The organism is Spirochaetota bacterium (assembly GCA_040756435.1).
Lineage (GTDB): Bacteria > Spirochaetota > UBA4802 > UBA4802 > UB4802 > UBA4802.
This window is the reverse complement of record JBFLZD010000038.1, coordinates 1-21,838: the sequence shown is the minus strand read 5'-3', so window position 1 is coordinate 21,838 and position 21,838 is coordinate 1. Positions and strand designations below refer to the sequence as shown.

19 protein-coding genes are annotated in these 21,838 nt (G+C 34.4%); 10 read left to right on the top strand and 9 right to left on the bottom strand.

Going from position 1 to position 21,838, the window contains the following annotated elements:
• Nucleotides 1-95: 95 nt before the first annotated feature.
• The 8 genes from AB1444_11230 to AB1444_11195 form a co-directional block, all read right to left on the bottom strand.
• A complete protein-coding gene (locus tag AB1444_11230) occupies nt 96-569 on the bottom strand; it encodes an RpiB/LacA/LacB family sugar-phosphate isomerase (GenBank protein MEW6527229.1) in 474 nt (157 codons plus the stop codon).
• A gap of 39 nt (nt 570-608) precedes the next feature.
• Nucleotides 609-1,478 (bottom strand): transketolase C-terminal domain-containing protein, encoded by an 870-nt coding sequence (locus tag AB1444_11225; GenBank protein ID MEW6527228.1) that lies wholly within the window; start codon nt 1,476-1,478, stop codon nt 609-611.
• 217 nt (nt 1,479-1,695) lie between these two features.
• On the bottom strand, nt 1,696-2,538 hold the full coding sequence (locus AB1444_11220) for a transketolase (GenBank protein MEW6527227.1): 843 nt from the start codon (nt 2,536-2,538) through the stop codon (nt 1,696-1,698).
• A 69-nt stretch (nt 2,539-2,607) separates the two neighbouring features.
• Nucleotides 2,608-4,053, bottom strand: a complete 1,446-nt coding sequence (locus AB1444_11215; GenBank protein MEW6527226.1) for an SLC13 family permease — start codon at nt 4,051-4,053, stop codon at nt 2,608-2,610.
• A 66-nt stretch (nt 4,054-4,119) separates the two neighbouring features.
• A complete protein-coding gene (locus AB1444_11210) occupies nt 4,120-5,130 on the bottom strand; it encodes an MBL fold metallo-hydrolase (GenBank protein MEW6527225.1) in 1,011 nt (336 codons plus the stop codon).
• A 400-nt stretch (nt 5,131-5,530) separates the two neighbouring features.
• Nucleotides 5,531-7,516, bottom strand: a complete 1,986-nt coding sequence (locus AB1444_11205) for an alpha-glucosidase (GenBank protein MEW6527224.1) — start codon at nt 7,514-7,516, stop codon at nt 5,531-5,533.
• Nucleotides 7,510-8,826 (bottom strand): fucose isomerase, encoded by a 1,317-nt coding sequence (locus AB1444_11200; GenBank protein ID MEW6527223.1) that lies wholly within the window; start codon nt 8,824-8,826, stop codon nt 7,510-7,512. The genes AB1444_11205 and AB1444_11200 overlap by 7 nt, the downstream gene beginning before the upstream one ends.
• 9 nt (nt 8,827-8,835) lie before the next feature.
• Nucleotides 8,836-10,275 (bottom strand): MFS transporter, encoded by a 1,440-nt coding sequence (locus AB1444_11195; protein MEW6527222.1) that lies wholly within the window; start codon nt 10,273-10,275, stop codon nt 8,836-8,838.
• A gap of 150 nt (nt 10,276-10,425) precedes the next feature.
• On the opposite strand from AB1444_11195, the gene AB1444_11190 reads away from it, so the two are divergent.
• Nucleotides 10,426-11,616: an ROK family protein gene (locus tag AB1444_11190; protein ID MEW6527221.1), complete on the top strand. Its 1,191-nt coding sequence runs from the start codon at nt 10,426-10,428 to the stop codon at nt 11,614-11,616.
• On the opposite strand, the gene AB1444_11185 is transcribed toward AB1444_11190, so the two are convergent.
• Nucleotides 11,617-13,671 (bottom strand): SpoIIE family protein phosphatase, encoded by a 2,055-nt coding sequence (locus AB1444_11185; protein MEW6527220.1) that lies wholly within the window; start codon nt 13,669-13,671, stop codon nt 11,617-11,619.
• Between the two features lie 290 nt (nt 13,672-13,961).
• Between AB1444_11185 and AB1444_11180 the strand changes: the two genes are divergently transcribed.
• The 9 genes from AB1444_11180 to AB1444_11140 form a co-directional block, all read left to right on the top strand.
• Nucleotides 13,962-14,180: a hypothetical protein gene (locus AB1444_11180; protein ID MEW6527219.1), complete on the top strand. Its 219-nt coding sequence runs from the start codon at nt 13,962-13,964 to the stop codon at nt 14,178-14,180.
• A gap of 233 nt (nt 14,181-14,413) precedes the next feature.
• The gene (locus AB1444_11175) at nt 14,414-15,250 is read left to right on the top strand and encodes a hypothetical protein (GenBank protein ID MEW6527218.1); all 837 of its coding nucleotides are present in this window, start codon (nt 14,414-14,416) and stop codon (nt 15,248-15,250) included.
• 39 nt (nt 15,251-15,289) lie between these two features.
• Entirely contained in the window at nt 15,290-17,149 is a 1,860-nt protein-coding gene (locus AB1444_11170) for a secretin N-terminal domain-containing protein (GenBank protein MEW6527217.1), read from the top strand.
• Between the two features lie 2 nt (nt 17,150-17,151).
• Nucleotides 17,152-18,858 carry a type II secretion system ATPase GspE gene (gspE, locus tag AB1444_11165; GenBank protein MEW6527216.1) on the top strand — a complete coding sequence of 569 codons (1,707 nt, stop codon included), beginning with the start codon at nt 17,152-17,154 and terminating at the stop codon, nt 18,856-18,858.
• Nucleotides 18,859-18,861: 3 nt separating this feature from the next.
• On the top strand, nt 18,862-20,112 hold the full coding sequence (locus AB1444_11160) for a type II secretion system F family protein (protein ID MEW6527215.1): 1,251 nt from the start codon (nt 18,862-18,864) through the stop codon (nt 20,110-20,112).
• Between the two features lie 30 nt (nt 20,113-20,142).
• Nucleotides 20,143-20,619, top strand: a complete 477-nt coding sequence (gene gspG, locus AB1444_11155; GenBank protein MEW6527214.1) for a type II secretion system major pseudopilin GspG — start codon at nt 20,143-20,145, stop codon at nt 20,617-20,619.
• Between the two features lie 14 nt (nt 20,620-20,633).
• Nucleotides 20,634-21,203 carry a type II secretion system protein gene (locus AB1444_11150; protein ID MEW6527213.1) on the top strand — a complete coding sequence of 190 codons (570 nt, stop codon included), beginning with the start codon at nt 20,634-20,636 and terminating at the stop codon, nt 21,201-21,203.
• Nucleotides 21,187-21,564 (top strand): prepilin-type N-terminal cleavage/methylation domain-containing protein, encoded by a 378-nt coding sequence (locus AB1444_11145; protein MEW6527212.1) that lies wholly within the window; start codon nt 21,187-21,189, stop codon nt 21,562-21,564. The genes AB1444_11150 and AB1444_11145 overlap by 17 nt, the downstream gene beginning before the upstream one ends.
• 1 nt (nt 21,565) lies before the next feature.
• Nucleotides 21,566-21,838: prepilin-type N-terminal cleavage/methylation domain-containing protein (locus tag AB1444_11140; protein MEW6527211.1), on the top strand; the 273-nt coding region annotated here is incomplete at its 3' end.

The window sequence follows — 21,838 nt, the reverse complement described above, 5'->3', positions numbered from 1 at the left end:
GAAAAATATTTCGTATACAATACACTATAATTATTCTTATACAAATACAAAGATTATTAAAACTATAACTATCACCCTATATTTTGCAACTTTGTTCATTTAAAATTTTTTTCTTCCATATCTTTGATTTCTTCAATGCAATTAGCTAAAAATTTTTGCCATTCTTCTTCAAAGCCGCTTCCAAATGGTGTTGTTAGCCAGTCATTGATTATCTCAAATGCATGATTTGCAGGTGTAAGCCATTCAGCTAATACAAGTACATTTGCATTGTTAATAGCTGATGCCTTTTTTGCTTCAAATGAATTAGTACAATGCACTGCATAGACACCCTTAAATTTATTAGCAACAATTGCACTACCCGCTCCGGTACCACATATAACAATGCCCTTTTCATACTTTCCCTGAGATACTAACGATGCTACATTAGCAGCTGCAATATGATACGGCACAAAATGCTCTTCATCCTTCATCCCCACATCATCAACCTGGTGTCCGTTTTTAATAAGATAGTTGATAATTTGTCGCTTTAACTGTAACCCAGCTCTGGTTGAACCTATAACAAAATGCATAATGATTCTCCTTTTGGTTTACATACCAGTATGATAATTTTATTTACTTTTTATTAGTTCTTTACAAGCCTTAACAATATGCTCAACATTAAATCCATGTTTATTGAGCAAATATTCTTCTGTAGCAACTTCACCAAAAGCATCGTGTATACCAAGGCGCTTTACTTTTACAGGAAGTTTTTCACTTAATACTTCACAGACAGCCCCACCTAATCCACCAATGATATTTTGATTTTCTACAGTAACAACACAACCAGTCTTCTTTGCTGATTGTATAAGTAAGTCTTCATCAAATGGTTTTATGGAACTATAGTGAAGATGATCTGCCTTTATTCCTTCTTTTTGTAAAATCTCAGCAGCCTTATTTGCAAGGTGTGTTGTATACCCTGTTGTTACTATGGTAACATCCCCACCTTCATGGAGCAAGGTTGCCTTTTGTGGATCAAATACAAAATTTTCATTGAATATCACAGGCATTTTAGGCCGCAATAACTGCATATAGGTTGGCTGATGATGTGCTGCCATATACTTCATTACAGCACGAAGTTCATATACATCACAGGGGCTGTACACGTGCATATTGGGCATGGCACGCATTATCGCTAAATCCAAAAAGTCCATATGGGTCCCACCGTTTGGTCCCTGTGTTATGCCTGGCGCAGTCCCAACTATCTTAACATTGGTATTGGCATACGCCACACTGATGGTAATCTGATCATATACTCTGCGTGAAGCAAAGCAGGTAAAACTTGCACAAAATGGAATTTTCCCTTCACGTGCCAAACCTGCTGCTAACCCTATCATATTTGCTTCGGCAACACCAACGTTTATAAAATTTTCCGGGAATGCTGTGCATACTGCTGGATTGGTTCCTGATGCTTTACTTAAGTCAGCTTCTAAGCACAACACTTTTTATTTTGTTCCATCAATTCGCATAATGTTAATCCATATACTGCCCTCATTTCCATATCATGATAGCTCATTTTTTATCTCCCTATAAAAATTAAATTTCATCTCCAGCGTCATTCTGAACTAGATTCGAAACCAACTAAAAGACTGAGATCCTGAATTAAATTCAGGATGACAGTGTGTGTAATAATTTTTTTAAGCATGAATATCATAACAATCAATATGGCAACTCCATGGTATAACCCAAACCTTTCATATACTTGTCATAGTCTGACTGGTCATTAATCTTAATATTATGGCTTGCCACTTTATTCTCTACCTCTGCATTGCCTTTTCCTTTTATTGTATGGGCAATAATTATTGCAGGTTTTCCTTTTACTGCAATTGCTTTATTAATGGTAGAATATATGTCATCCCAGTTATGACCGTCCATTTCAAACACTTCAAAATTAAATGCACGCCACTTATCAGCTAATGGTTCTAAGGTAATCACATCATCAGTTTTGCCATCAATCTGCATCTTGTTGTAATCACAAATTACTATAAGATTATCCAGTTTATTATGGCCTGCAAACATAGCAGCTTCCCAAATTTGTCCTTCATTGCTTTCACCATCACCAATAATACAGAAAACGTTATACGATTTTTTATTTAGCTTAGCTGCATACGCCATACCACAAGCACAGGATAAACCCTGTCCCAATGAACCAGCAGTCATATCTATGCCTGGTGTTTTGTTGTGATCAACATGGCTTGGTAGGTTTGTGCCATTTTGATTCAATGTTTTAAGCCAGCTTTTTGGGAAAAAACCTAAATATGCAAGTACAACATATAAAACTGTTCCCGCATGTCCTTTTGATAAGACCAGTCTGTCACGATCTTCCCAGGCAGGATTATCAGGCTTACTATTCATGATACGATAATAGAGTGTGGTAACTATCTCCACCAAGCTTAATGAACCACCTAAATGACCTGAACCGGCTCTGCATATCATGTCGGTTATTACATATCTGAACTCTTTTGCAAGGCGTTCTAATTGTTCTGTTGATATTGTACTCATGAATTCCTCCATAAACAGTAACTATCGCATACAATAAATTTTTTTACATTTTACTTTTAATTTAAAGTTTTACCATGTAATGATGTTAAACAAAGAACCAAAAATTAAAAAACTGATAGTAACACATATCGATGAAACGATGGTCATATATATACCCGGCTTCACCATATCCGCAATTGTGAAATATCCTGCAGTATACGGAATCACAATCGTTGGCGTTGATGTTACCAGTATAAAAGAAAGCGATGACGTCAATCCTGCAGGTATTGCCACCATTGCCGGATCAATCCCAATAGTGCCCGACAAAGCTATGAGTAACGGTACCATTATGATACCAGTTACTGTGTTACTTGAAAACATAACTTTTATAATGGAAACTCCCAGGACTACTGTAAAAACCATAATAACTGGATGTAAAAGATTAAGATTTTTAAATAGTACCCATGCTAGCCACCTGGCGGCTCCCGTTTTATATATTGTTGTTCCCAGTGCCAACCCTGAAACAATTAATACAATTGCTCCCCAATTAATAGAATGTTCAACTTTATGCCAGCTTAACGGTGCAAATGGTGGCAAAAACATACAACATGCAACTGTTATAGCAACAAATGACATCGTTATGAACTGTAATGATGGAAATAGATTATGCAATACAGGCTCAACTATCCATAACACTATTGTTAGTAGAAACAATGCGCCAATTATTACATCAGTTGATGAAATATGTACATTCTCATTTTTTTCAGAATCTATATGTAAACGTACTTTCTCCACATTAAACGTTTTTACCAGTATAAACCATGCAAACGGCAGCATCAAAAGCGCTGCTGGAAAACCAATACCCATCCAATGTGCAAACGATAGATCAATATGCGCTAAATCCTTTAAAAATCCTACCGTAAGCGGATTAGCACCCGAACCTGCAGGAGTTGAAATGCCACCTATTACCGGTCCCCAGCCACAGGCTATCATCATTGCTTTACCGTAATTATCTTTCAAAGGCTCTATTTTTGCTTTCTTTAAGATAGAAACTGCAAATGGCAACACCATAGCAGCAGCAGCCATTTCGGTTACAAATCCCGCTAATAGCATACCAATTGTCAGTATAATTAAAATTAATGTTTTAGGTTGCGTACAATACCGTTTATAAAGCTTTTGAGTGATTATTGTTACAAAGGATGTTTCATTAACGATAGCTCCAATAATCATAACCCCAATAAAAAAAACAATAACCTGATTGCCAAAACCATCTTTTACCAGATCCGGAAGATTTGCACAACTCGTTATAACCAGTAACGAAAGTGAAAACAATCCTGTTATAGCAAAAGGCATTATTTCAGTTACCCACGCTATCACTGCAAACGCTAATACCGCCAATGAATATTTACCCTGAGTAGTTAATTGTATGGTATCCCTGCCGGTATTGTGCCAATATTCAATTGGCAACAAACCAATTGCAAAAGCAATCCCAAGAGCTAAAAACAGGTATAACGTTTTTTTGTGCGATAGTTTCATGTTAATGCATTTACCGTAATAATGAGATACAATAAATCGTTATCGATTAAACATGTCAATTGTATTTTACAATAATGTTGCAGTATAATAATAAGTATTATCAAAATTATATTTTATTACATCGCCCTCTTCACACATTGATTCAAGATGAGTATATGTTTCTGATAATGACAAATATAAATCGAGCACCAGATTTATCCCTTTTAGATTTTTGAATACCTGTCGTGCCAGTCCATAGACGGTATAATCGTTATGTAATAATAAATTATACATGCGCTTCTTTCGCAATTGATATACTTTCTGATATTTAACTATCAAACGATTCAATTTTTCCTGAAAAGGTTCGCCATGGGCAGGAAAAATGTACTTTGGGCTTAATTTTTCAATCTTTTTCAATGAAGTATGAAAGATATTATGACTTTGGGCAACGGGAAATGATGTATTTGGTTCAAAACCGGCTAAAATAATTGGCTTTACACCAGGTACAATGTGATCACCAGAAAATAAAAAACCTTCTTTTTCAATATACAAACACATAGCGCCTTTAGAATGCCCTGGTGTTAAGATTAATTTTGCATTGTAATTCCCAGCCTGTAATGGATATTCATCATCCATTATTTTACGGGTAACAGTAACGCTATGACCCATTGATTTAAATGTTAAATCAAGAAAAACCAATGGCACTATTAATGGCTTTGGTACACCCATAGATTCAATGAATTGCAACATGACAGAAGGTTTATCGTAAATCCCTTCTTCTATACGCTTTGCATCTGCATAATGGGTTATTACTTCAACATGTTTATTTCTTTTAGCTATTGCATATGCTGCTCCATAGTGGTCAACATGCCCATGTGAAGGAATAACCTGATGAATATCGGAAAACTGAAGCCCTAATTCTTTCAGTGCACTCCGTAATAATCGCCATGTCCAGGATGTCCCCGTGTCAAATAGCGTATTAACTTCCCCTTTAAAAAGATATACATTTATGTATGGAGGATAACCCGGTAGCGGTAATGAAATTTTGTAAATGGTGTTATTAATCTGGTTTATTGAATATGTAAATTTCAAGGGCATATTTTTTAATGTTTCAAGCCATTCTTAATTAGTATATCGTTTTTAGGTTTGTTGTCTGTGTATGTATAATGTATTTAATTGTCAATTATTTCAATAACAATATTTATTAGAATAATTTTTTATTGTTAGAATTTGAATCACGGTAATCCTTCCAAATAAGATCGTGAACTTTACCACTATTATTTCGAGCTTATTCATGTGTCATTTCAAGCTTTACCACTTAGCATTTGGAGCTTTACCACCTGTCATTTGGAGATTTATTACCTGTCATTTGGAGCTTTATTACCTGTCATTTCGAGCGCAGCGAGAAATCTTACTTGAACGCTGCTAAAAATCTTTATTCACATAATAAGATTTCTTAGTCGCTTCGCTCCTTCGAAATGACAGGAAGAAATACTCTTCACGCAATATCCTGTATTGCTTTAAAAATAGTTTTAAACTGTGAAGCTTTCCTGTAAAAAACAGGTGGTTGCCCTAACGGAGCATCAACCGTAACCCATCCACCACTATATTCTTTTCCTGACCATAGGTGTACCCATTCATCCTGTGGAAGATATACTTTCCACTTCTTTTTCCGTGGTTTGTACACAGGTGCTACCATTACATCACGACCCAGTAGAAATTGATACTGCAACGAATGATGTTTGTCATCATCAGGATAATGGATGTATGGATGACGCATTAGCGGTAGCCCATCAGTATGATACTCATCCTTACAATGCTCAAAATATGGTTTTAAGGCAGTATGAACTTTTGTCATTTTTGCTAAATGCTGTAATGTTTCTTTGTTACTGTCAAATTGCCAATTTACATCAGGTCTGTTACCTTCGTGTGTCCTCATTACTGCTGTAAATGCACCTAACTCTGCCCAGCGCATAAAAAGCTCTTTTTTTCGTTTTATCCAACCTATTGTTGTATATCCACCAATATCCGAGTGAAAATATCCCACTCCGCAAAATCCCAATGAAATACCTGCAGGTATTACCGAAGCCAATCCATCATGCATGCTCCAATTAACAAGCTGATCTCCTGCCCACATCAACGTACTGTATTGAGATGTTCCTGTATACCCTGCCCGTGTAAAAAAAACTATCTCACCTAGTTTACCTGCTTCTTCTAAAGCTTCATAATTGACACGCGCCCACTCTGCCGGATATTTGTTGTGGTACAATTCGGAAGATTCACCTGAATAAAGCTTTACATCAGTTTCCAGATATTCACCAAAATCGGCCATCCAGCCACCAAGGCCAATGCCAATCATATGTTCTTTAATAACATTTTTAATCCAATCCCGCGTTTGGGGATTGGTAAGATCTATCGTGCCAGCAATTATACCGGTGGTATCAAACGTTCGTACTGTGCCATCCCGATTTTGCACCAAATACCCTTTGGTAACAGCCTCTTTATACAGGTCACCCTCAGAATTTAAAAAGCAGTTGATATACCCCAAAAATTTTATGTTGTTGTGCGATAGTTCCTGTATAAATAATGGCAGATTAGGATACGAATCGTCATTATATTTCCAGTTCCAAAAAAGCCTCTTGCCAAACCAGGTAATTCGTCGGCCAACCCAGTCCTGCACCCACAGTGCAGAAACCTTAACTCCCGCATCAAGTGCATCTTTTAATTTTTTCTTCACAACATCGGTGCCACCCTGAACTCCTATCCACATACCATCGTGGACCCACTGTGGTAGCCGTGGCTGTAGTCCCAATAAATCACCCACCGCTTTTACACAATCAGTTGATTTTTCATACACACCAAACACCACTGATTCAGGAATCTGCCAGAAATGAAGTATATGCTCTTTCTTTTTAAATTCAAATTCCGCAAATGATGACGCATTGCAATGGATAAAGTAATTGCTGCTTGATACAAACGTGGGTTGCGGATAATATGTAGTGTACCATGCTCCTCCTGCGCCATGCAATACAGTAGCTAAAAATGTTATCAGATCATGTCCCCGCCCTACTCCCTGCTCCTGTACCCATAGGGGAACTTTCTTTTTCTTTAGATCCAATTTTGAAAACTGTTCACCGCAACCGTAAATATGTTCACAAGGATCAGCAACACAACTAAGCCAAAATCTATTAAACGGTTTTTTTGCTTCAATAGAAACAGTGCAATATGTATCTGCTTGTATGGTTAACCGAATAGCATCTTCTAATTGTATTGTTATGGTGTTATTATTTTCTCTAACAGTAAAATGTTTCAAATACTGTTTTGATATAACTTTGTCTTTCAGTTTAAAGTTACCTTCTTTCATGGTATACGTAGCGCTGCCGTTTCCTACCGCTATGCAGGGCTTATCAAACGAGTGTTTCACTATACATCGATTTTTGTAATATAGTGAAAACGATGCATCACTGTGTTCAATTTTTAGCATGTTACTATCTCCCAGTTTTTAATGCGAGCTGCTATCTCAAACGGTTTTACAAAATCACCATATACCATAGACGCGTGATGTGCAATACCATTATAAATAATAGTATCAAGAACGTTTTTTACAGGAACATCAAAGATAACTTTTAAATATGTTCCTTTTAGCAATTTATCCATTGTAACGCCATGAGCTTTCAATAATAATAAGCGATAGTTACTGCCATCAAAATCAAATCTGCAAATTGACACATCACCTGGTTTTAAAACAAAACCTGCCGTGACACCTTTGCCTGCAGCAAAATACGTATCAAGCGACGCTGTGCTTGTGGTATCTTTGAGTGTGAAAGGCGCAACACCGCAATGCCACAGCAATGCAAAATTTTCTTCAAGATTTACCTGCGAAAAATCAAATAAAAATGGCGTTTGCGTACCCAGCGCTTTGTGAGCTAACATAGATAGTGCCCCATCAACGTCACCTTCACAGGCAATGACAAAATTTTGAGCCTGTACCAGCGACATGGCTGCACATGGCGCAATGCCAAATTCAGCGGCAAATTCAGGCCAGCACCGTATTGCCATAGCGGTAAGGTTATTATCTTCCATAAAACTGTGTAGCCTGGAACTTAATTCTGCAACCTTTTGTTTTTGTGAGGTATTAATATCACCTGTATCAAAATTACTATCAATGATATCAGCATACTGATCTTTGTATTGCTGATTCACAGGATAATTGAATATATGTTGCAATTCATAGTGTTCAATCATTGTGCCACACTGTGCATACAGTGCAGGATGCCAAGTATCAATATTAAAAAAGCCATGTGCGTGATAGCCAACTAACCCAATTTTAGCATTTTTGAGCATAGAAATGATACGTATGGCACCAATCCAGTCCGTATCAATAGTATTGCCAATATGTGCATGGTAATTACGTATCCCTGCTTTATAAAGATTGCTGGCATCTAAATTTACGCCACAAATTGAATTAAGCCGTATTTTGCCGCCATCATACGGTAATTCAGGAAGACCCCACAGCATCACCGGCACACTGACATGCTTTATCAATTCCAGAGCTAAATGCCCCAAATGAAATGTTCCACTGATACATACAAGTGCATCAATATTGTTCTTTTTTAAAAAAGTAATAGCCTTATGTGCGTCTTCTACTTCATATACAAGTTCATTGTAACAATGCCACTGTACCGCTTTAATCTTTTTTAACTGTGATTGTATAGCAATATAGATTTCTTGGGCTGCATTGTAATCAAAGGTTTTACGAGCAAAACATACAACACCAACAGTTATTTCTTTCATGATTTTCACCTATTGCTTTTTAAAAAGATTTTCATAGTTATATCCTGTTAATACTTCACAAATTTTTTTAACAAATGGTTCAACCATATCCTTGCTACCACCGGATTTTAACCTGTTAATTTCTTGAATAAGAATTGGATGGGTTACAGGTGTAATTTTAAATTTTAGGGAAATTAGAATGCCACAGAGCATAAGCGTTGATGGTGCCAGTGCAAACAACAGGCGTAGATACTCTAATGTTTCAGGGGATTGAACAGTATTTGCTTTATATCCAATTGTTTGCAGCACTAAACCAAATACAGCAAGCACAACTGCCTGTACCAATTTACGTATAAATGTCATGGCACCTGCATACACCCCTGCCTGTTGCTTTCCCGTTATAAGCTCACCAACATCGGTCACTGAAGGCAATATTGCCCATGGGATCATTGTTCCTGCCGACATTCCAGCCCCCATAAGCACTGAAAGTGCAATGATATATTGTAGCGGAGTGGCGCTATCAAACAAAAGAGTACTCACAAGAGCTATCGCCCATACACTGACCCCTACGCGATATGAAAAGCCCTTGCCCTTTCTATTTGCTATAAAGACATATACCGGCAAAAACAAAACCTGTGTAACAAGCATAGCACCAAGACACCTGGTGAAAATAAGTGGCTTTTGTATATAGTAGGTAAGATAATAAATAAACATTGCCATGATTAAATCAAGCGCTGAATATGCACAGATATACAACCCTATATGAACTCTGAATGATCTGTTTGTCCATATAACTAAGAGATTTTTAAAAAAATCGGTAAGAGATTTATTTTCAACCTTTACATCAGGAAGTTCCCATGTTCCAAAAAATACAATAATCCATGGCAATGCAAAAAAGATACTAAATATAATACTCATCACAAGGAACCCCTCACCCTTATCCGTAAATGCATCAACAACCATCTTGGGAACGGTACCTGATATGAGGGATGATATCTGTGAAAAGATCAACCGTGCTCCTGATAGGCGCGTCCTGTCTTTATATTCTCGTGTCATCTCAGCATTGAGTGCCGAATATGGAATCATCACCATGGTAAAGGCTGTACTGAAAAATACATAAGCACAGGCATAATAAATAAATTTTATTATCTGGCTATCAGATGAAAAAGGCAGCCACATGGCAATGAAGCTAAGTATGATTGGCAATATCCCAAGTAAAAAGAATATTCTGCGTCTACCGTATTTTGACCTGGTAGTATCAGAGATATACCCCATGATTGGGTCACTGATTGCATCCCATGCCTTGCCTGCCAATACAACAAGTCCAGCCAGTGCAGGATTGAGTTTTGCAATATCTGTTAAGAAATATATGAATAAAAGATTTATAACAACAAATGAACCTCCACCAAAAATATCGCCAACGCCATATGATAATAAATTTTTAAAAGTTATTTTTCTTTCTTGATTCATAAGCGCACCTATTTTAAATTGTAAAAAATTGTTGCATAAGTAAAAACAATGAGCAATAATGTTATATTATCAAGTTTCATTTGATTAGTTTAATAATAAAATCGTTATCGATAATATGTCAAGAAATTTATTTTACCCAGGAGTAATGATATGGCACATGGCGAAAAAATCAACAGACGAAAAGAAAATAAACGCAAGCATATAGTCGATATCTTCAGACAACACCCTATATTATCAAAAGCTGAAGCAAAACGGTATTCCGGGTATTCCATGGATACCATCATGACCTCTTTTAAAATTTTAAAAAATACCGGTATAATAGTATCTACTGAAGGAAAACAAAAGGAAAAAGGTCGTAAAGCGTTATTTTATACATTAAATCATGATAAGCAGGTATATTTAGGAATCACATTCAATCAGAAAGCAGTATACACAACTATCGTTAGTTTCAGCAACAAAGTTTTAGCAAAAGCAAAAGTTGGGATTTCCAGCAGTATTTCAAAAGAGGAATTTACCCGTGTCATACTACAACAAATTGATGAAGTGTTATCAAAAAATCCTGTGTTTACAAACAATCTTGTTGCTGTAGGTTGCACAGTACCTGGCGATATTGATACCAAAAATGGAATCTTACGATCATATACACTCATGCCACAATTAAAGGATTTTAATTTTAATGAACTTTTATCCGCTAAATTCCCCAATACACGAATATTTTTTGACCATAATATCAGCAGCATGATTACATATATTCTATCTACGTCTGATATTAATCAGCGTTATGACAGGATAATGGTTGTTTCAGCACGTGCAGCAAGTGCTGTTGGATTAATTTATAAGGGGGCGATAGTTAATAGTAGAGGGGAAATTGGCCATATAAAAGTCTGTGATGAGAACCAGCGATGTATCTGTGGAAGGAGTGGCTGCTTGGATTGCTATTTTTCCTATGAAGCATTTGTCAAGTTATTACAGCAGCAAAATGCCATAGATGAAAATGAATGTTACGATAATGTCATAGCAAAACTTAACAACCATTATACCAATAGAACCGAAGGTATATTTGAAAAGCTTGATACAGCACTGAAGTTTTTTTCTGAAGCATTACTTGATGTGATAAATGTTTTTTCACCGGATTATGTACTTCTTACTGGGGATCTCTTTGAAATATACAATGATCCTGTTGCCCAAATAGATTTTCATATAAAAGACATATTTCATGATACAGGATATATTTCAATGTATAAACGGGCATTAATGGAATTTCAAAGCATAAAAACTGAATCAATAGCCCACGGTGTATGCTTGAGTTTAATACAGCAGGATTGGGGATATACAGTATAATTACTTCTTTTTCAATACTATAACCGTTACATCATCACCAAACCCTACATCCCCCCTGAATTCATTGAATATATTAATTATATATTCACAAATTTCCTGTGCAGTTTGTCCTTGAGCATGTAAAAAAGCCTCTTTAAGCCTTTCAAATCCAAATTCTTCAGCATCTTTATTTTTTTGTTCGGTTATCCCATCACTATATACTAACAGCTGATCACCTGGCCTGATACTGAATTGAAGGGGTGTATAGGTAGTCTGGAAAACACTTTTTCCTAAAAACATTCCTTTTATATCTTTTTCTTTATGAGCACATACCAGAACACTATTTGTTTCTTTGCGTTTTAAAAGCATCTCAGTATGAGCAGCATTGACATATTCTACCTTATTATCACTAAAACGTAAAAGAATACCCGTTAAATAATTATCAACATTTTCCAGTTCCTGTACTAATTCTTGATTAATAAATTCAATTACTTTACCCAAATGGATATTGATACGTTTCATGAAATGACGAAAAACAATTGATTTTGACAATATTGTCAACAAACCTGAGGCAATACCGTGCCCTGAAACATCAAATAATCCAATTCCCACTAATGTATCATTATCAATATAAAAATCATAAAAATCACCTGATACTCCTGACATTGCCTGAGCATATAAACCTATTTCATAATTTTTAACATCTGGTGCTTTTTGCGGGATAATACTGCGCTGAACATTAACTGCCATTATCATATCTCTCTGAGCAATTTCCTGCTGTTCACGATTCTGGTTCAATGCAAGTTTTAATTCCTGATTTGCTTCATATAACTGTCGTGTTCTGTCCTCAACTTTTTTCTCTAATGTTATATTTAATTCTTCCACTTCATTATGATACTGAACTGTTTGAATTGCTAATATTGCTGCAATTGATATTAACAATGATGGAAAGCCAAAACCCATAAGATATATAGCATCATCTATTTTAAAAATATTATGAACAATAAGATCCCAGAATGTACAGAAATACAAAGGTATACTTCCAAACATCAAAATTTTAGCTTCTTTCTTCTTTTGTTTTAAAGCAATAATTGTAATAGAAATTATATAGATAGCAGGTATTATAATAAACAGTATTGCTTTATACCGTATATTAAGGAAAGATGAGTAATCCTTTGCCAGCAATAAAATTACAGAAGGTATAATAGTTGATAATCCCAATATTGCCTTAATAATTTTATTGTCAGAAATATCAAGGTACCTGGTTAAAAACCTTGATAATAAATATGCAATCACAAAAATTAAAACAAAGATTATTTTTTGAAATAACAGATATGGTATAACATTATAATGGAATCCTGGTAGCCGGGTAATAAAAAAATTTATTAAATATAAAGAAAATGCAATACATGTTAATCCAAAATATAAATTTTCTATGTCTTTTTTACGCAATATATACATCAGTATGTAATAACAACCTACTAACAAAAAAAGAAAAGAAATAATTGCGTTTATCCTTGAATCAATGAAGTCAAAATAATCGTATTCCTTCTCTAATTCTTTATAGTTACCAATAATATTTTTCCCAGCTATAGACCCTTCATGGTTAACATAGACCTTTATGAGTAATACATTATTTTCATTGGTTTTCAGAATACTCTTTGGCAACATATATAATCTATATTTATTCCATTCGCTAAAAAATTTTGGAGGGAATTGTCCCGTCATTCCAATAAGCTCACCATTACAATAGGTTTCATCGGCTATCATTATTCTTCCTAACAAAATTCCTATCAATGGCACATTTATTATTTGATCTGAAGCAGTAAAATCACTGCGTAACCATACAAATCCTTCATAGTTGGGAACTAATGTATGTAAATTATTGGTAGCTTTTAATGGTTTGAATGGTAGTTTCATAGCATCATTATAGCCCTGTGATGACTTACCTGTAGTATATTTCCATTTAGACAGGTGAAGAACCTGGGCCACAACATAGGATTGTGATGTTAATGATAGTATAATGAACAGTAAAATAAAAGTAAGGATAAACATTGAATTGTTTTTTTTAATCATCAAGACATTCCTCCAGAAAATGCATTAAACCTTTACTATCTCTTTTATTAAATCCTTTTAAATTAGTAAAAAAAAGAATTAAAACTTACCGTATTAATTTCAGTTTATACTATAACTTCACGTAAACAAATTATACTATATACCACCGCCAATATTTATACATATACCAAAAAAATCAATATTATTATCGTTATCGACATATATACAATTAAAAATTTTGCTTAATTGGTATTTTCATTTATCCGACATAATAAATATATGAGACATAAATTTTACTATGTGAGGTACTTATGCCAGCAAAAAAGAAAACCAATTCATTTATTAAGCAGCTAAAAAAATATATCTCAATCAAAGGATTGGAAATAGTAATACATCTGGTAAATGGTGAAGTCATTGAATTGCAGAATAATGTTCGCCTGGAAAAAAATAATATAGTCGTCAGAAATAAAAACAGGGAATTCCACATCCCACTTTCAGATATTAAATCAATAGATCTTTATGCAGCATAAATATTTTTTAAACAAATAATACTAATAATTATTGACATCATTCAGTATTTATATATCAATTTCTGTAACTTTATGCACAATTCACTATACTTACACTGTATAGTGAATTGTGTTTTATAGACGGTTTTACTCTACTATTTTAATTTGTTTTTTTTGCATGGTATCGAGCATTATAGAGAGCATGGAGCTTGATTTTGCCTTGTATCATCAAATTTATGTAAAGAATACTCAGTATGACCAGGATACAAATACAAGCTATTAATACAATCAGTGTAATTATATTTTCTTTTATCACTGCGCAGGTTATTAATCAGGGTGTAAAATTTTTTATTAAACCTGCTGATTTTAAAAATTATGTGCATACAAGATATAAACCATCAACACCATCATTAAAAAGTTTTAATGAATATCAATCAATGCTTGATTCTAATTTCTTCAAAGTTGCTACTGTCGATAGCTCTGGTGCTGCTGCAATGAGCAGTGAAATAAATGAATTAGTAGTATTAGGAACTATCTCAGGGCCCTCAAACATTGCACGAGCTCTCATTAAAAAACAATCTGAAAGCTCTGTACAAATATATAAGATTGGGATGGATGTATATGGATTTAAACTCATCAAAATTGATAATGCAAAAGTATATTTAAAAAAAGATAATAAAGTTGAAATTATTGACATGTTTGCAAAAGAAAAAACACCTTCTTCAAGTTCCGGGCCACAATTATCACAACAAAGTTCTCCAAATAAAATAATAAAATCTATCAGCAAATCAGAAATTCAGCAAAAAGTTTTAAACAATCTTGACAATGCCCTGAATGGTGTTAGAGCTGGACCATACCGTGTTGGTGGCAAAATAGAAGGGTTTAAGCTTTTTTCTGTTGCTCCTTTTAATATTTTGTATTCAATGGGCGCCCGTAGCGGTGATATTGTTAAAAGAATTAATGGGCAACCAATTGATAGTACTGAAAAATTGATGAAAATGTGGGAAACATTAAAAACTGATACTCGTTTTGTTATTGAACTAGAACGCTCAGGTCAGATGATTACTTATGATCTGAATGTTTCGGATTAGAATATATACTATTAACTATATGGCTTTACTGGTGATTCAATGAAAAAAAATACATTTAATTTCAATTACTATCTGTTTACTGTACTTTCAAGCATATTAATTATATCGTTCCTTTACGCTCAACAAGAAAATACTACCCCCAAAAAGCCTGCTGAGCCTCAGACTCCACAGGCTGAAATTATTGCACCAAAAGATGAGCCAAAAGAAGCTCAACCAAAACCAGAAATTAAAATTGAAAAAATCAAAGGTAAAAAGAAAGACGAAGAAAAATATTTTACCCTCAACTTTAAAGATGTTGAGTTATCTGAATTTTTAAGCGTTATGAGCCAGCTTATAGGGAAAAATATTGTTATTGATGAACGTGTCAGAGGAAAAATTACAATTTCATCAGTAAAGAAGATACCTGTCAAAGATGCATACGAAGTAATGAAAGCAATTCTTGAATTAAAAGGATTTGCAGTAGTTGAATCCGAGAACCTTATAAAAATTTTACCCATCAAAGATGCAATCAAAAAAAATGTTGAAGTAATTATTGATACCACAAAAAAGCAGATTGTACCTTCAGATGACCAGACCATTACTTATTTACAGGAAATCAAAAATGCTGATGCTGAACAAATAGCAAATGTTTTGCGAGCATTAAAATCGCCTAATACTGACATTATTGTTTACCGGGATTTAAATATAATTATTTACAGCGGTACAGCATCAGAAATACATGGTCTAATCAAAATTGCATCCTCACTTGATAAAAAAATACAGGAACTTGAAATTGATAAAACCATAAAAGGCGATATCAATGTTGTGCATCTTGAAAATGCTGATGCTGAGAAGCTGGCTGCAGTTTTATCAAGGATTCCTTTTGCAGAGTATGCGGCAATAAGTAAAGGTGACCAATCACAGCAGGTAGATGTTGCCAAACAGGCACAGCAAATTGCTCAGGCCAAAGCAGCAATAACTGATAAACAGAAACTATCGATCATAGCTAATAAAGAAACCAATTCACTCATAATAACAGCTAAACCTGAAGAATTCAGGATGATAAAAAATATCATAGACCAGCTGGATATTGTACGTGAACAGGTATTAATTGAAGCATTAATTATTGAAGTATCTGCAGATAGTGGCTGGGGTTTTGGCATAGACTGGATGCTGGGCGATCAATATAGCTCACATCTGTATGGTGGTTCATCAATACAGGGAACCCCACCATCGTATACACTTCCATCAGGCATGACAGGCAAAAAAATTGCAGTACCATTATCAACAGGATTCCAGATTGGTTATCTTTCAGATAAATCTATGTTGGGATTTGCATTGTTAAATGCAACTGGTGCTGAAAAACATTATAATATTCTATCAACACCACAAATCCTTACAACTGACAACCAGGAAGCTGAGATAAATGTAGGGGAAGAAATTCCTGTTCCAACCAACAATAGAATAAGCGATACTGGTGTTCAGTTTTATACCTATGAGTATAAATCTGTTGGGGTAAAACTGAAGCTTACACCTCATATTACATCCCAAAATAGCATTACCTTAGATTTATATCAGGAAGTAAATTCCGTTCTTGGTCAAACAACAGTGCTTGAATCAGGATCAGTAATTCCTCCTAAATTGGGCAAACGGGATATTAAAACAAAAATTAATATTGCAGATGGCAAAACAATAGTGGTAGGCGGATTAATTACCAACAATAAAAGTGTTGAAGAAACAAAAGTTCCTATTTTGGGCGATATACCTTTATTAGGTTGGTTTTTTAAACGCAAAGTTGTTGAATACAAAAAAACCAATCTTCTGGTATTTATTACACCTCATATTGTTACGAAACAAGCAAAAATTGATGCGCTAACTGAACAAAAACGCGAAGAACAAAGAAGATTACAATTAGACTAGCTATGATAGGTATTAAGAATAAAAAAATTGGGCAGATATTAATTGATAAAAGATTAATCAACAATGAAGATCTTCAGGATGCCCTTCTATCGCAACAAACAACACCATTGAAAATAGGCCAGATATTTATAAAAAAAGGGTTAATTAATGAATCAGTTTTATTAAAAGCACTGGCAGTCCAATTTTCAATGGAATTTGCTGAAACACTGAATTTTTCTGATGATGAAAATATACTCAATGCAATCCCAGCACAGTTTCTAAAGAGATATAAAATAGCCCCCTACTCTGTAAATGTAAAAAAGAATATTATTAAAGTTGCCATCAATGATCCTCTTTTAATTCAGCCATTAGATAACATTAAGATTATCTTTGAAAATTACAAAATTGTGCCCGTTCTATCACCTGAAAAAGAAATTTCAAAAATAATTAATAATCATTTTGAACTTATTAAAGATAACTCAACAACATCGGTCATAGAAAACCTTGAAGAATCTGATTTTGAAATTTTAACATCCCCCATTACCGAAACTGAAGATATTCTGGATATGGCCAATGAAGCACCCATTATCCGTCTTGTTAATACTGTAATCAAACAGGCCATAGAAGACCGGGCAAGTGATATTCATATAGAGCCCTTTGAAAAAGATCTCGTCATACGGTTCAGAATTGATGGCATTTTATACAATATGTTTACACCACCAAAGAAATATCAGGCAGCCATTATATCCCGAATTAAAATCATGGCTAATTTAAACATTGCAGAAAACCGTCTGCCCCAGGATGGTAGAATACAATTAAAAGTTGGAGGAAAGGATATAGATATCCGTGTTTCAGTATTCCCTACATATTACGGCGAGCGGATTGTTTTAAGATTACTTAATAAGAGTGACATGAAATTTGATCTGGATTCCCTGGGGTTTTCCAAGGAAACATTAAAAGTATTTAATGACTTAATCAAAAAAACACACGGAATAATACTTGTTACAGGACCAACTGGTAGCGGTAAAACAACAACATTGTATAGTGTTTTAACACGACTTAATACTGCTGATGTAAACATCTTAACTGTAGAAGACCCAATAGAATATCAGCTACATGGTGTTGGGCAAATGCAGGTAAAGCCAAAAATAGACCTCACCTTTGCAGCTGGACTCAGGTCAATTTTACGCCAGGACCCTGATATAATAATGGTTGGTGAAATACGCGATTTAGAAACAGCCGAAATTGCAATTCAGGCAGCGTTGACCGGTCATAGAGTTTTTTCAACTATTCATACCAATGATGCTGCCAGTGGTATTACCCGTCTGCTTGATATGGGTGTTGAACCATTTCTCATTGCGTCCTCAGTCAATGCTTTTTTAGCTCAACGGTTGGTACGCACCATATGCCCTCACTGCAAACAATCATACAAACCTGATCCTGTTTTACTCAAGGATCTGGGTATTAAGCCTTCTCAAATTCAGGAAAAAAAATTATACAGAGGCAAAGGCTGCGATAAATGTATCAATACCGGCTATTTAGGTCGAACGGGAATTTACGAATTACTCCCTGTTACGAATGACATCCGAAAGTTAATCATGGAACATGCGGATGCAGTACAGATAAAAGAAACAGCAATTTCCAATGGAATGAAAACCCTTCTCCAAGATGGTGTAGAAAAAGCTCTTCAGGGCATTACAACATTAGAAGAAGTATTGCGGGTTAGTTAAGCCATGATATTTGAATATATTGCTCTAACCAGTAAAGGTGAATCTGTAGCAGATATTATTGATGCACCATCTGAAGTCATTGCACGGCAACGTTTACGAGCTAACGGATTATATATAGTAAAAATTTCAAAGCAGGATTCTGAAATAGCAGCTACTCCTGAAATTTCAACTAATATTTTTAACACAATAATCGACAGGATATCATACTATATAAGTTTACAACTAAGTGCAAAAGAGATCAGTACTTTTTCACGACAATTATCGACTATGCTTAAAGCAGGGATGCCTCTTTTAACATCTATATCAACAATAATTGACCAGATAGAAAACCCAATCTTTAAAAGAGCAATCATTGATATTAAAACAAAAGTTGAGGAAGGCTCCTCTCTGTCTAATGCACTTGAAAGACATCATTATATCTTTAATGAAATGTATATAAATATGATTCGTGTTGGTGAAAGTTTAGGTTCACTTGATAATGCTCTTGAACGCCTGGCTGACTTAGAAGAAAAAAAGAATTTATTAAAAAGTAAAGTCCAATCTGCATTATGGTATCCTGCTTTTATGATCATGTTTGCCATTGCAGTTGTTACTTTCTTGATGGTAAGTATCATACCTTCATTAGGTAGAATGTTTGCAGAATTAGGTAAAGATTTACCACTACCTACCAAAATAGTAATGGGTATCAGTAATTTTATTACTTCATTCTGGTATGTTATTGTGATAATTATTATATTAGGTATATACTACTTTAACCGATACAAAAAAACAGACGAAGGAAGAAGAAAGATAGATGAATTAAAGTTAAAATTACCAGTAGTAAGCTCGCTGTATAAAAAGATATTGATCCATAGATTTACATATAATTTAGGAATTCTATTATCCAACCGAGTTGATGTAATAAAATCATTTGAGATAGTTCAGCGCTTAATGCGAAACGTTCTTATAGAAGAAAATATAAAAAAAGCAGCCAAAATGGTACAGGAAGGGTCTTCAATTTCAAATGCATTATCAAAAGAAAAGTTTTTGCCACAATACATCATTGGCATGATTGCAGCAGGCGAATCAAGTGATACTGTAGATGAAATGTTGCTTAACATTGGCAAAATATATGAAAATGAAATTGAATTATCAATTAATAGTATGACAAGCCTCATAGAACCTATCATTATTGTTTGTATGGGGTTTGTTATTGGCTTAATAGTAATTTCTGTACTATTGCCAATTTTTGAAATGAATTTAATAGTTAAATAATTTATAATACTTTTTTTGAGGGGGAAAAACATGAAGTTACAGAATTTACTTCAGTTTATTAAAAGAATTTCAAAATATTGTAACAACGATAAAGGCTTCACACTTATAGAATTGTTAATTGTCATCACTATAATTGCAATACTATCAATTGTAGTTGTCCCCAGGTTTATGGATATACCTCAGAAAGCAAAGGTTGAAGCTGCACGTCAGCAGATAGCTGCATTTGCAATGGCTCTTGACCATTATTATCTGGATAACGGCAACTATCCAACAACCGAACAGGGTCTTCAAGCACTTATTGAAAAACCAACGACTGACCCCATTCCACAAAATTACAACCCAAAAGGTTATATGGATAAAAAGAAAATTCCAAATGACCCATGGGGGAACCCTTACGTCTATAATTGTCCCGGACAGCATGGAAATGATTATGAGATAATGAGTTATGGCGCTGACGGCAAAGAAGGTGGAACTGGATTTGATTCTGACATAACAAGCTGGCAATGAACAACCAGTTATGTATGATAAAATTCCTTAAAACAAATAACAAGGGTTTTACATTAATTGAACTGATAGTAGTTATTGCAGTATTTTCTATATTGTCTATTGTTGTAATGCCTCGTATTATTAATTATCTTTCATCAGCACGGGATAATTTTTTAATTTTTAGTACGATAGTTGCAAAAACGTTTGATGATGCATTTATCAACCATCGTACCAATTTTTTTGTAATCCATTGTCACAGCAAGGAAAATGAAATTTCAGAGATTTCTAATACACTATTTGAACGTACAAATGGTATATCTGTTGCAATTCTCAATGATAATTCAGAATTTATAGATAATCCAAATAAATTATTAAAAACAAGAGAATTCCCTGATTCATTTGCTATAAAAGAAGTGCTGCTGCCAGATGGTTCAATTTATACTTCCGGTAATGTTATGATACCAGTATATTCTTCTGGATCAACCAGTGGAGCTATTGTTCACATACTAACAAATAATGAGGAAGAATGGTCGTTGATTATTAATCCCTATATAAAAGCACCTAAAGTAGTAAAAGGGTATACTACATATGAAGACATCAAATAAAGGGTTTACCCTGATAGAAATTCTTGTTTCAATAGCCATATTATCAATTGCCATGTTGGGCATTATGAGCGCAGTGTCATCAGGGATATTCGGAATTACTAAAAACAAAAACTTAACTATAGCAATGCTCATAGCCCAAAGCCAGATGAATAAATTTTTAATAGACAACCAACGTGGTCCTGATTTGCAGGATGAACCAGTTTCTGATTATCCAGGTTTCAGCTTTTCACGAACTATCACCCGTTATGAGAACGCCATGATTGGACCTATAGATGCGTATAAGGTTGTTATTACTGTTAAATGGCTGGAACGACAACAAGAACGCTCATATAGCATATCATATATATATCCAAAACACTAAAATGAAATATTTAAAACATTTATATTCTAATAATGGATTCACACTTATTGAAATTCTGGTGGCAACAGCAGTATCATCAATTATTCTAATTATGATATATACCGCTCATCACTCAATTATTCAATCAGTAAACAGTTTATCAAAAACTGCTCTTTTTTATGAAGAAGTTAATTTAGCAATTTATAGAATGAACCGTGATTTTTCATGTGCATACTTTGATAGATTTAAAGAAAAACTATTTTTTATTGGAAGCAATGAATATGGCAATAAAAGT

Excerpts from the sequence above, each read along its gene's own strand:
- AB1444_11145 (MEW6527212.1), top strand. The coding sequence starts at position 21,187 with ATGAAGACATCAAATAAAGGGTTTACCCTGATAGAAATTCTTGTTTCA.
- AB1444_11150 (MEW6527213.1), top strand. The coding sequence starts at position 20,634 with ATGATAAAATTCCTTAAAACAAATAACAAGGGTTTTACATTAATTGAA.
- AB1444_11195 (MEW6527222.1), bottom strand. The coding sequence starts at position 10,275 with ATGAATCAAGAAAGAAAAATAACTTTTAAAAATTTATTATCATATGGC.
- gspG (MEW6527214.1), top strand. The coding sequence starts at position 20,143 with ATGAAGTTACAGAATTTACTTCAGTTTATTAAAAGAATTTCAAAATAT.
- AB1444_11185 (MEW6527220.1), bottom strand. The coding sequence starts at position 13,671 with ATGATTAAAAAAAACAATTCAATGTTTATCCTTACTTTTATTTTACTG.
- AB1444_11215 (MEW6527226.1), bottom strand. The coding sequence starts at position 4,053 with ATGAAACTATCGCACAAAAAAACGTTATACCTGTTTTTAGCTCTTGGG.
- gspE (MEW6527216.1), top strand. The coding sequence starts at position 17,152 with ATGATAGGTATTAAGAATAAAAAAATTGGGCAGATATTAATTGATAAA.
- AB1444_11170 (MEW6527217.1), top strand. The coding sequence starts at position 15,290 with ATGAAAAAAAATACATTTAATTTCAATTACTATCTGTTTACTGTACTT.
- AB1444_11180 (MEW6527219.1), top strand. The coding sequence starts at position 13,962 with ATGCCAGCAAAAAAGAAAACCAATTCATTTATTAAGCAGCTAAAAAAA.
- AB1444_11205 (MEW6527224.1), bottom strand. The coding sequence starts at position 7,516 with ATGCTAAAAATTGAACACAGTGATGCATCGTTTTCACTATATTACAAA.
- AB1444_11230 (MEW6527229.1), bottom strand. The coding sequence starts at position 569 with ATGCATTTTGTTATAGGTTCAACCAGAGCTGGGTTACAGTTAAAGCGA.
- AB1444_11175 (MEW6527218.1), top strand. The coding sequence starts at position 14,414 with ATGACCAGGATACAAATACAAGCTATTAATACAATCAGTGTAATTATA.
- AB1444_11220 (MEW6527227.1), bottom strand. The coding sequence starts at position 2,538 with ATGAGTACAATATCAACAGAACAATTAGAACGCCTTGCAAAAGAGTTC.
- AB1444_11200 (MEW6527223.1), bottom strand. The coding sequence starts at position 8,826 with ATGAAAGAAATAACTGTTGGTGTTGTATGTTTTGCTCGTAAAACCTTT.
- AB1444_11160 (MEW6527215.1), top strand. The coding sequence starts at position 18,862 with ATGATATTTGAATATATTGCTCTAACCAGTAAAGGTGAATCTGTAGCA.
- AB1444_11210 (MEW6527225.1), bottom strand. The coding sequence starts at position 5,130 with ATGCCCTTGAAATTTACATATTCAATAAACCAGATTAATAACACCATT.
- AB1444_11190 (MEW6527221.1), top strand. The coding sequence starts at position 10,426 with ATGGCACATGGCGAAAAAATCAACAGACGAAAAGAAAATAAACGCAAG.